The organism is Psychrobacter sp. T6-1 (assembly GCF_052258445.1).
The window spans coordinates 1-11,525 of the sequence record NZ_JBQQFC010000002.1 but is presented as its reverse complement, the minus strand read 5'-3'; the positions used below and the strand labels follow the sequence as shown (position 1 = coordinate 11,525).

Genomic DNA, 11,525 nt, shown 5'->3' with positions numbered 1-11,525 from the left:
CAAAGATAAGGATACGATGATATGGCAACACCAAAATTGCGGTTTAAAGAGTTTGAGGGAAGTTGGTTAACCTCAAAAATAGGTGAGGTTTTTGAGGTTACTTCAGGTGCTACACCTTTAAGAAGTAATAAGGAGTTTTTCAAAAATGCAAATATTCCTTGGGTCAAAACGACAGACTTAAACAATGCTGTCATTACACATACGGAAGAACAGATTTCCAAGATTGCTTTGGAAAGCACTTCCGTAAAAATGCTTCCTAAAGACACTGTATTTGTAGCTATGTATGGAGGTTTTAATCAAATTGGACGAACTGGGCTTTTGTTAAATGAGGCTGCTTGTAACCAAGCGCTATCAGCAATATATCCTAACGAAAATATCAGCTCGTTTTTCCTTCTAAGTTATCTAAATCATAATGTAAAAGAATGGAAAACTTTTGCAGCCAGTAGTCGAAAAGACCCAAATATCACTAAAAAAGATGTGTTGTCATTTCCTTTTAACTATCCAACATTAAAAGAACAAACCAAAATCGCTACATTCTTATCAACTGTCGATACCAAAATCGATGAGCTGACCCAAAAGCATGAGCTACTTACCGATTATAAAAAAGGCATGATGCAACAGATTTTTAGCCAAAAACTGCGCTTTAAAGCCGACGATGGTAGTGATTTTGAGGATTGGGATGATATAACGCTAGGTGAAATTTCCTCGAAGAGCTTAGCAAAAAATAAAGACGAAAGTATCTCTGAAGTTCTAACAAACTCTGCTACTCAGGGAGTTATTAAACAAAGTGACTATTTTGAAAGGGATATAGTAACCACTTCAAACTTGAAGGGTTACTATGTGGTTGAGATAGGTGACTTTGTATATAACCCAAGAATTTCATCTCAAGCGCCTGTAGGACCAATCAAGCGTAATAAACAGTGCTTAGGTGTCATGTCACCTCTATACACCGTCTTTACTACCAATAAAGGTGATATAAATTACTTAGAATACTTCTTTGAAAGTAGTATTTGGCACGATTATGTCAAAAGTGTGTCTAATTCAGGGGCGAGGCATGATCGAATGAACATCAAGAATCAGGATTTTTTTGATATGCCTATTCTATATCCTTGTTTAGCAGAACAAACCAAAATCGCCAACTTCCTAACCGTTATTGACCAAAAGATAGATAACGTTACCGAACAAATCGACCACGCCAAAACGTGGAAAAAAGGCTTATTACAGCAGATGTTTGTATAGGATACCTAATGACTGAGCAAAGTGAGTACCAACTCGAAGACAGCCTAATGACGCAAATGCAGGACTTAGGTTATGAGCGCGTTACCATCACCACCGAGGTGGCACTCCTTGCCAACCTAAAGAGGCAAATCGTCCGCGCCAATCATCTTGATAAGCCGTTATCCAACGATGAGTGGAAGCAGGTCATCAGCCATCTTGGCAGTGGCAGCGCCTTTGAGCGAGCCAAAAAACTGCGCGATAAGTTTAACGTCAAGTTCGATGATGGCAGCTCACGCCATATTCAGTTTTTTTGGCCGAGTGCCGACGACAATATTTGGCAGCTGAGCAATCAGATTATGGTTGACCACAGCAGCCAAAACGGGCGCACCAGCCGCTTTGATGTCACCATCTTGGTTAACGGCTTGCCCCTAGTGCAAATCGAGCTTAAGCGCCGTGGCGGAATCGAGATTGCCGAGGCATTCCATCAGACCATGCGTTACTCAAAAGCCGCTTACAAGGCAGGACATGGCTTATTTGAGTTCGTTCAGCTGTTTGTCATCAGTAATGGCGCAAACACGCGCTACTATGCCAAAGGTACACAGCACTTTAATTTTACCTTTCCCTGGGCGGACAGCGACAACAAACCGATCAATGAAATCGTTGATTTTGCTGAGGTGTTTTTAACCCCCTCGCATTTAACCGAGATGATCGCTCAGTTTGTCGTGCTCTATGAGTCCTCCAAGACCATGATGGTGCTCAGACCCTATCAAGTTCATGCCACCAAGCGCTTAATTGAGCGCGCCACCACCTCAGACAAAAACGGCTATATTTGGCACACCACAGGATCAGGCAAAACGCTGACCTCATTTAAAGCCAGCCAAATCATCATGCAGCTACCTGATGTCGAAAAAGTCGTGTTTGTCGTCGATAGAAACGATTTGGACACTCAAACCGCCAATGAGTTCAACGCCTTTAAAGACGGCAGCGTAGACAGTACCACCAACACCAAAAACTTAGTCAAGCAGCTAGGCGAGACCCACGACAAGCTGATCGTCACCACTATTCAAAAGCTCAACCGCGCTATCAAATCAGAGCGCCATCAAGAAAAAATCCGCTACTTACAAGACAAAAAAGTCGTGTTTATCTTTGATGAATGTCACCGCAGCCAATTTGGTGAAACCCACCAAAACATTAAACGCTTTTTTCAACAATCGCAGATGTTCGGCTTTACCGGTACACCCATATTAGTTGATAACGCCCATAACAAAGCTGGGCTAAAACTCACTACCGCCTATCTATTTGATGAGTGCTTGCACCGCTACACCATCGTGGATGCCATTCGTGACAGAAACGTACTGCCGTTTCAGATTGACTACGTAGGTAAATTCACCAAAAACGATGGTGCAGCCGATGAAAAAGTCACCGCAATTGATACTCAAGAAGTCTATAACGACCCCAAACGCATTGATGATATTGCTCGCTACATTATTGAAAAGCATGACACCAAGACCAAACGCCGCGAGTTTAACGCCATATTTTGCGTTAGCTCCGTTGATATGCTCACGCAGTACTACGACGCTTTTGAGCGTATTCAAGCGCAAAAGCAAGCCGACGACCCTACATTCAAGCCACTTACCATTGCCACGATATTTTCTTACGCGGCCAACGAAGCGACCGATGCCAGTTTCGAAGAAAATGGTTTAATTGAAGAGTCGAGCTTTGAAACCCCTGCCCAAATCGATGAGAGCAGCCGCGACAAGTTAGATCGCTACATTGGCCAATACAATCATACATTCGCTACAAACTTTGATTCAGGCAAGAACTACTACCCTTACTATCGTGATATCGCCACCAAAGTAAAACAGCGCAAGATTGATGTTCTGATCGTTGTGAACATGTTTCTCACAGGATTCGACGCTAAAACCTTAAATACGCTATACGTGGATAAAAACCTAAAGTATCACGGATTAGTACAAGCCTTCTCACGCACCAATCGTATTTATAACGACAAAAAACCCTTCGGTAATATCGTCTGCTTTCGTAACCTAAAACAGAACACCGATGATGCCTTGGCCCTATTTGCCAACAAGCAAGCGAAAGATATCGCCGTCATTCCTGAAATGCATGAGCTACGAAAGCACTACGATCAAGCTGCCAAGAATCTCTTAGACATCTGTGCTGATTATAAGGCCGTTGATACACTAGAGACTGAAGATGAGCAGTTAGCATTTATCAAAGCCTTTCGTGAAGTGATGCGCTATAACGAGCAGTTAGGTACCTTCGTAGACTACGACCAGGCTGATACAGATCTGAATAAAGAAGACTTCGCCAATTTTGCCAGTAAATATATAGACCTATACCGCAACATTCGCACCCAGAACAAGAATAGCGAGGATAAAACCTCAATACTCGATGACATCAACTTTCAGATTGAAATGCTACATAGCGATCGTATCAATGTCGGCTACATACTAGAGCTACTCAAGCAAGCCAATAAAGAGCAAGACGAGGGTAACGAGGAAAAGGCAGCCCAGTACCAAGCCCAGGTGGACGACTTAATCATGAATGAGCCGACCTTCCGTGACAAGCAGGAACTTATCCAAAAGTTCATCAAGGAGCAGATGCCTAAAATGCCAGATGGTCAGACAGTAGAGGAGGCTTTTGCACACTTTTGGGACGTAGAGAAGGAGGCTGCGTACCAAGAGCTATGTAAAGATAACAATCTGAAAGCCGATGTCATGCAAGAGATCCTCAGAAAGTATAAGACTAGCAAGCGGCTACCTGACCGTAACGAAGTGAAAGCGCTACCTAACTATAAAGTTAAGCTATTTGAGCGCAAACCCCTTCACGAGCGACTCATGAGCAAGACTCGTGACTTTATCCAGAAGTTTTATGCTGATATGTAAAAGACTATCCATGATCCTGTGCAACTGCACTTTAACCTAAACCCATCACCAGGGCATCATGGTCAATACACGTTGGCCATTTATGTAATAGCTCATCAGCATCAAAACCTTCTCAGGGGGCAGAGTCAGCTCTTTAGTTGTTCCATTGAGATGAGTTATGCAAGTGATATCATCTGTATAAACCTTAGTCTCTTTATCATAAAACCCAAAAATTCCACCAATCAGCCGAACATCACTCAAAAGCTTTGCATGTTTTTTATCCACTGCCTTACTTATGGTAAGGGTTCCTAATGGCTTATCAGCTATTAGCATCAGAGTAACGAACTGCATCACACGATCATATAATTTTGGATTTTCCATCATCTCATTGTAAAAAGCGTATGCTTGATCGCTTGTGCAGAAGTTTTCAAACAAAGTAAATGCACGAGCTACCATTTCCGCAACGCTATGATCATCTTCTGCAAATTTAATGGCTATCGTATTTCTTGCAAGTGGCAGCATCACAGATAAAGCGCCTTCACTATCTGCCACTACACCATCGACCATATACGGCTCTATATTTGCATCAAAGCTTGATAGCGCAGCTTTGTGGCTTTCAATAAACATAACCTATTACCCATGATAGTTTGGATTACTTCCACCAGTAGCATGACTATTGTCATCTAGTAGCGAATCCTGTTCTCTATAATTAGCCAGAGAGTCAGATTGCGTTTGGTTATTGCTATCAGTATTTCTGCCTTCAACGCCTGTATTTTGATCAGTAGCTTCTTTATTATTTTCTTTTACGTTGGCTAAAAATGGATCCTCTTCCTCACCCAATCCTATATCACCACCTAAACTCTCGATCATACTTTTGAATAAAAACTTATCTGATTTCCTTGTTAAAAAATCTGGAAAGTGAATGGCGAAGTAATCTCGAATCATTTGCTCAGTTTCACCTTCAGTTGCCAATACTTGACCCAAAAATGCCCCCATTAGAATCTTCTGCTTGTTTAATCGTTTATCCAGCTTCACCTGCTGAACCTTAGCTTGGCGTTTTAACTCTTCTAACCGTTGACGCTCTTTTAGCTCATTAGAGTCTTGACTATCAAAAATAGACATAGGTGCTTTATTATTAGATACTGACATCAGATTTACCCTTATCGATTAAATTTTACTCAGCATAGCAAGCACCTCACTATCATTCAATCGCTTGTGGTAAGCTTTAACACAACCGCACCAGACATCTTAGATATATTATTTTAGTATTTGATGGTGGCGTCTCCCTGACTAAGGGCGAAGTAACGACTCAAAATTTAATCTATTCACTTCGTTACTATCTTAATTTTGAATCCTTCTTCGTTGGGGAAACCCCAAACCCCGCACACCACGAAAAGCGGTGGTGTGCAAAAAGCAAAAATAGCAGGTGACTCTTTATGACAATGGTACACATTGCAACAAAGGCGATTTCTCGAAAAGCAGGACAGTCGGCTGTGGCGTGTGCCGCCTATCGTGCTGGCGATGTGCTTGATGATGCCAAATATGGCAAGACCCATGACTATAGTAAAAAGTCTGGGGTGATGAGCAGTGATATCGTTTTACCGTTCTCATTAAAAGCGCTGGGTGTGAGTGTGGATAGAGAGACGCTTTGGAATACCGCTGAAGCGGCAGAGACACGTTCGGACAGTCGGGTGGCTCGTGAGTGGCTGATTAATTTGCCGTATGAGTTAGACGAATATGATCGGCATCAGCTGGCCATCAACTTTGCCCAAAAGCTTTGTGACGATATGGATGTGATTGCTGATGTGTGTATCCATCGTCCGGTGATGAAGTTGCCTTTTGATCCTAATGTGCCGCCAAGCTCTAAGTATTTGCGTGAGGGTGAGGAAAACCCTGATCCCCGTAATTTTCACGCGCATATTTTAGTCACTACTCGAGCGCCTACCATTGGACCAAATAAAACCTTGGCATTTGATCCAAAGCTTAAGACCCCGTTTGAGTGGTCCAATAAAAAACGTAAGGCGCATGATCTGCCGTCATCGATGCAGGAGATTAAGCGTATTCGTGAGATGTGGGTAGATACCGCCAATAAGGTGTTGGCCGAATATCATTTACCGCTGATGGATGCACGCAGTTATAAGGATCAGGGGCTTGATCAGCAGCCCACCATTAAAATGGGGGTAGAGGCGACAGCAATGGAGCGCCGAGGCATCACGACCGAAAAAGGTAATACCAACCGCGCCATCAAAGCACGTAATAACTTGGTGGCTGACAACCATATCAAACAGGAGGCAGACAATGAGCGACGAATTAGCGCACTTAGAAAAGGACTTGCTTGGGCAACTGAGAAAAATGCAAGACTACCTGGCAGCATTGGAGGCACAAAACAGCGAGCTGATTTTGCAAAACAACTCTCTGGAAGCTCAGAACCTCACATTACGTACTGCACAGAACAAAATAATAGAACGGCAATTCGAGTTGACGACACAAAACGATGCGTTGAAGACGCAAAATCAGGCATTGCTTGGGCAGCTAAACGATGCGAAAACCTACCAAAGCGATGTGATGACACAAAACAAAGAATTGACGACACAAAACAAGCAATTGAGGGAATCACTGAAGCTATCGGAAAGTCAAATATTGAAATTAACAAAGCAACTGAGCGAAGTGCAAGACCAGCCCCCAACCCCTTCGATGACGCAGCACGACGAGCAAGAGCTGCTCGACTTGATCGACAAGAAGGACGCATTGATCGAGACACTCGAGCAAACCGTTACGAAGATGAGAGAATCTTTGAGTATGTTGAACGTATGAAGCTGCACCTAGCCATGCGCTTAATACAACGTCATCGTGATGATATGGCTATCAGATGGGCGCAAGGAGAAACCGCGGATGACGCCCCTGATAAATTTGATCAGCGGCAAGTGGCACTACTCAACGAGTTTGCACAGCACCATGGTATTGAGGACCACGATAAAGCGGTGGAATTTACCGCGCACTTACGCCAAGTGGCCAAACGTTTTGATCACACGCTGGTTGAAAACAACAAAGCCATTATCAAGCTGTTGCGTGATCCTAACGCTGAACGTGAGCAGTATCTAGCGCTTACCAAGCATTTTACAGATTTCAGAGACAATATCGATCAAAAACGAGCGGCATTTAATAGCAGTATCATCGACAAACTGGGCGGTAGCGCAGGAGAGGTTGGCAGAATGACTCGGGACACCATGTCATCGTTCAGCTATATAGAAGAATTAATGGATTACATCAATCAGGATAACTGCCCAGCTGAGGCAAGAGACGTTGCCAAAGAACATCTAGCAGATACCTTGGATAAAACCTGTCAGCAGTTTAAGTTTGCGTTGCGCGATGTTAACTCCCTACCAACAACCCAGCGTAAGACCTACTCAGAGGCTCTTAAAGCCACTTTAGAGACGTTTACTGAGCAATATGGTAAAGATCTGTCTGAAGGCCAACACAAAGCACTACAGGGCGGTTTAGAGTCTTACCAATATCAAGTTAATAAAGCCCATTCACCTAGCCGAGGATTTAGTCCTTAATTGAATCCTCAAAAAAACCGTTACTGAAGGATAAATTGCTGAGGCAAGCTACGTGGTTTAAGTGATGTTTTTTCACTTATCCACAAAAAATTTATCACCCGTTTCTTTAAGGGGTTTATTTAATCCTGTTTGCTCCTGTTTAATCCTGTTTGAGAGCTATTTTTCCCTGTTAAAATCAATACCTTACAAGAAAGAAAAAGAGTAAATGAGCAGAAAACAGAGTAAATGAGCAGAAAACAGAGTAAATGAGCAGAAAACAGAGTAAATGAGCAGAAAACAGAGATAAATAAAAAACACTCTTTTTATAACTCTATTTTATGATAAGATCTTGTTAAATGTAACTATGGGCGCAGAGTTGAAATGGAAAATAACTTAGTTGTTCAGTCAAATGATTTAATCCTAGCAACGTACACAATGCAAAAGACGGATAAAGAGCTCATGCTTGCTTGTATCAGTCAAATTGACAGTAGGCCTGATGCACCAAATGTCACGCAAGACACAGAATATAAAGTAACAGTTGATGATATTAAATCATTGTTTTTTGGTAAGAAGTCTAAGAACGAACAGAATGTTTATCGTGACATAGAGAACGCAAGCAAACGTTTATATGACGTCGATATTGTTATGAGCTTGCCCGAGAATAAAACGCTTCAAACAAGGCTTGTTAGTAGTATTGTTTATGATCCAGATAACGGAGAAGTCGTATTATCATTCGCAAATAAAATACTGCCATATTTGACGCAACTTAAAGCTAATTTCACTAAATACAAGCTATTAGAAATAGGTGAGTTATCGAGTATTCATTCAATAAAAATGTATGAATTGGTGGTAATGTGGGTTAATCAATACCAGTACAGCAAAGAGTTTACGATAGAAGAGTTTAAACACGTAATGTGTGTTAAAGATAAGTATAAGCAATTTAGTGAGTTGCGAAGATATGTTATTGAAACAGCTATCAACGATATAAATGAAAATACGAATTATAAAGTCAGTGTAGAGTATCAAAAAAAAGCAAGAGGGAAGGGCTATAAAGGCTTAAAGCTCAAATTTCACAAAAAGTTATTAGATAAAATTGCTGGTAAAGACGGTAAATTGTCAGAAGATAAGATCAAATCAATTGTTGATAATGTGCAGTTTATGAACGACTATAACGATCACCCAGGTTTAAGCTATGACGGTAAAATGAGTACTGATAGTTTTAAGCGTGAAATGATTAACATCATACAGCGGGAGCCTGAAAGCTTTAACAAGCCAAACAAAGCGCTTGAGAGCTACTTACCAAAAGTCAGTCAAGGTAAGTAATTACTATGTTTACTACCAATTATGATATATGGCTTACTTAAGAGTCAAAGGCCAATGCTTTTGCAGTGTTTGAAATCTATGGCCTGAGGTTATACGCATTATCTCTGCCAGGCGTGCCACAAAGATTGAAAGGAGACAATATGAACAAGGTTAGTTATCACATAGATAAGTTGCCGCCATTAACGGCTAAGCAGCAAGCGGACTTAGAGTACTTAGCAACGCTTAGCAATGACGACATTGATCTATCGGACATTCCAGAAATCACCGACTGGTCAGGCGCGATCCGTGGCAGTATCAAACCACAAACGCTTACTACAGAAGCCAGTGTTATCAGCCCAAGCATTCTTGCTAAGTTTAAGGACAGAGCCAAGCAGACAGGCGGTAACTATCAGGACATGATCAATGATGCCCTAGAAGAATACCTAACTGATCATTAAGTCTTAGCCAACAAGTTATAACCTCAAGACGACTTGGGGTTTTTTTACACCTTGCATTGTAGTATGTTGTATATTGTATTATACTATATACAATATAATACAATACAATATCAAGGAATACAAAATCATGGCACTCACCACACAAGATATTCATGCAGCAGCTGACCGATTACAGGAGCAAGGGATCAAGCCGACACTGGCAGAGGTGCGTAAGGCGCTAGGCGGTGGCTCATTCACTACCATTAGTGATGCGATGCAGAGTTGGAAGCGAGAACAGCAGGAAGAGCAAGAGCTACAACAAGTGGATTTACCTAGCGGTATCACTGAACGCTTGCACACGCTTGGCGCTGATATGTGGCAGACAGCTATTGATATGGCGAACGATAGGCTGTCTAAGGAGCGTGAAGCTCTAGAGGTGGTTAAGGTTAAGGCACAAGCAGAGACGGACGAAGCGCAAGAAGCAGTTAAAACCTTAGAGGGTGAACAAGCAGATCTACTACAGCAGCTGGACGAAGTGGCCACTACTGCGGAAGCAGCAACTAAAAGCGCTCAGCAAGCCACAGCTGACCATGATGCTACCAAACAGACGCTATCAGATACTAAGCATCAATTAGAGCTTGAACGAACTAAAGCAGAAACAGCACAATCACAGCTTGTAGAGACACGTAGCGCATTAGATAAGCAATCTGTAGAGCTTACTAGTAGTCTTGGTGAGGTAGCCACGCTTAAAGCTACAGCTGATAGCGATAAAGCAGAGATTGCACGTTTAAAGGCGGAACTTAAAGCCACTAAGTCAGAGCTAAAGACGGTCACAGCTGAACGCAATGAGATACAAACTGCTACCGCAGAGATCAAAGGAGAGCTAAAGGCGGTCACCGCTGAACGTGATAAGCTATCAGGACTTTATGAGCAGCTGACTCAAATACAGGCTAAACTTGAAGCTGAACATAGTATATTGAATAAGCAATATGGCGAGCTATCGAGCCGTCACCTATCAGAACAAGAACAAGTGACTGTGTTACAAAATAAACTCAAGAAAGCTCAAGATGATCTCATACTTATTCAAAACAAAGATAACGCCTTGGATGTTGATTAAATAAAAGTATTCAAGGTTCCAAGATAAAGAATAGTTATGAGCTAGGAAGAGACTTTACCTAAAGCGTAGATCTCGTTCTATTCACACTAAGCTTATGAATCAACTATGACAATATCGACTCACTGAATAAATGACTGTTGTATAAGAACTATTCTAAATTTTTCTCTGAAGTCTTATAGTATATAGCCTAGTGGGCTATATACTATTTAAATTAGCCTAAGTGAATTTATGCTGATTTTGGAGCCTTGAGCAGATTTCAAGGAACACTCACCCTAAAGCGTTTATGAGTAAAAAAATACTCACAAACGCTTTAGTGCATTCCTTGGATTTGATGTGATTAGTCATGCCGACTTCATCGCCCATCGCGTCATCAAGACCGTATCACTGTATCAAGCTACGGTTGTTAAGATTACGGCTGATAGCACCGCCTAGACACGCTCTTAACCGCTACTGTGCTGTCATACGCTAGCAAGGGCAATACACCCAATATACCGCTACGATATGCACAAATAACCACTCATTGCGTTGCTCAATATGTCTAGAACCCCCTGTCGAGAGCTTTACCCTTCTGTCAAACGCAGTCGTCGCCTTAGCCTGCCACCCATTTGACGGGTAACGGTTATAAAGAGAGCAGCACGAGGATGTAACGAGCGAACAAGCGGTTTTTAAAATGTATAGTGAATAAAGTTGATATGAAAGCAAATTTTGGATAAAATGCACCTACACGGGCATTTAATGCTGTTCAAATAACGCAGTTCAGGTGCTTATTTGTTCGTTACAGTGTGCGTCAACACGCTGTAACCGTTAGCTATATTTAAAACTAAATGCCTCTGGGAGTCAACTCCCAGAGGCATTTTTTTGTTTGTCATGTAGATTGGGTTTTTATTATCTACTTTTTCATTAGATTGCTTAGGCTTTTTTTGTCGTCATTTAGCGTAGGTATTTCAACCATTTTGAAGTTAGCACTTAGTACATCCTCACAAGACGTTAAGTTTCTGACAATACTGGGATAGTTTACTATGAAGAC

General features: G+C 41.8%; 8 protein-coding genes. 6 read left to right on the top strand and 2 right to left on the bottom strand.

Annotation, left to right across the window (positions count from 1 at the left end; genetic code table 11):
* Window positions 1-21: 21 nt before the first annotated feature.
* The gene (locus tag ACTXGO_RS00285) at window positions 22-1,239 is read left to right on the top strand and encodes a restriction endonuclease subunit S (RefSeq protein ID WP_443573114.1); all 1,218 of its coding nucleotides are present in this window, start codon (window positions 22-24) and stop codon (window positions 1,237-1,239) included.
* A gap of 8 nt (window positions 1,240-1,247) precedes the next feature.
* Window positions 1,248-4,124 carry a type I restriction endonuclease subunit R gene (locus ACTXGO_RS00280; protein WP_443573113.1) on the top strand — a complete coding sequence of 959 codons (2,877 nt, stop codon included), beginning with the start codon at window positions 1,248-1,250 and terminating at the stop codon, window positions 4,122-4,124.
* A gap of 45 nt (window positions 4,125-4,169) precedes the next feature.
* Here ACTXGO_RS00280 and ACTXGO_RS00275 read toward each other — a convergent pair whose 3' ends face one another.
* Together ACTXGO_RS00275 and ACTXGO_RS00270 are read right to left on the bottom strand one after the other, a co-directional pair.
* On the bottom strand, window positions 4,170-4,730 hold the full coding sequence (locus ACTXGO_RS00275) for a hypothetical protein (protein ID WP_298973895.1): 561 nt from the start codon (window positions 4,728-4,730) through the stop codon (window positions 4,170-4,172).
* Between the two features lie 6 nt (window positions 4,731-4,736).
* Entirely contained in the window at window positions 4,737-5,252 is a 516-nt protein-coding gene (locus tag ACTXGO_RS00270) for a hypothetical protein (protein ID WP_025643898.1), read from the bottom strand.
* A gap of 287 nt (window positions 5,253-5,539) precedes the next feature.
* On the opposite strand from ACTXGO_RS00270, the gene ACTXGO_RS00265 reads away from it, so the two are divergent.
* The 4 genes from ACTXGO_RS00265 (at window position 5,540) to ACTXGO_RS00250 (ending at window position 10,498) form a co-directional block, all read left to right on the top strand.
* Window positions 5,540-7,663 carry a MobA/MobL family protein gene (locus ACTXGO_RS00265; RefSeq protein ID WP_443573112.1) on the top strand — a complete coding sequence of 708 codons (2,124 nt, stop codon included), beginning with the start codon at window positions 5,540-5,542 and terminating at the stop codon, window positions 7,661-7,663.
* A 360-nt stretch (window positions 7,664-8,023) separates the two neighbouring features.
* A complete protein-coding gene (locus tag ACTXGO_RS00260) occupies window positions 8,024-8,965 on the top strand; it encodes a replication initiation protein (protein ID WP_058025554.1) in 942 nt (313 codons plus the stop codon).
* A gap of 140 nt (window positions 8,966-9,105) precedes the next feature.
* Window positions 9,106-9,402, top strand: coding sequence for a hypothetical protein (locus ACTXGO_RS00255; protein ID WP_443573111.1), 297 nt, complete (start codon window positions 9,106-9,108; stop codon window positions 9,400-9,402).
* A 127-nt stretch (window positions 9,403-9,529) separates the two neighbouring features.
* Complete coding sequence (locus tag ACTXGO_RS00250) at window positions 9,530-10,498, top strand: DNA-binding protein (RefSeq protein ID WP_299330607.1); 969 nt, start codon at window positions 9,530-9,532, stop codon at window positions 10,496-10,498.
* Window positions 10,499-11,525 lie beyond the last annotated feature (1,027 nt).

Coding starts and splice junctions, on each gene's coding strand:
- ACTXGO_RS00285 (WP_443573114.1), top strand. CDS start 22: ATGGCAACACCAAAATTGCGGTTTAAAGAGTTTGAGGGAAGTTGGTTA.
- ACTXGO_RS00280 (WP_443573113.1), top strand. CDS start 1,248: ATGACTGAGCAAAGTGAGTACCAACTCGAAGACAGCCTAATGACGCAA.
- ACTXGO_RS00275 (WP_298973895.1), bottom strand. CDS start 4,730: ATGTTTATTGAAAGCCACAAAGCTGCGCTATCAAGCTTTGATGCAAAT.
- ACTXGO_RS00270 (WP_025643898.1), bottom strand. CDS start 5,252: ATGTCAGTATCTAATAATAAAGCACCTATGTCTATTTTTGATAGTCAA.
- ACTXGO_RS00265 (WP_443573112.1), top strand. CDS start 5,540: ATGACAATGGTACACATTGCAACAAAGGCGATTTCTCGAAAAGCAGGA.
- ACTXGO_RS00260 (WP_058025554.1), top strand. CDS start 8,024: ATGGAAAATAACTTAGTTGTTCAGTCAAATGATTTAATCCTAGCAACG.
- ACTXGO_RS00255 (WP_443573111.1), top strand. CDS start 9,106: ATGAACAAGGTTAGTTATCACATAGATAAGTTGCCGCCATTAACGGCT.
- ACTXGO_RS00250 (WP_299330607.1), top strand. CDS start 9,530: ATGGCACTCACCACACAAGATATTCATGCAGCAGCTGACCGATTACAG.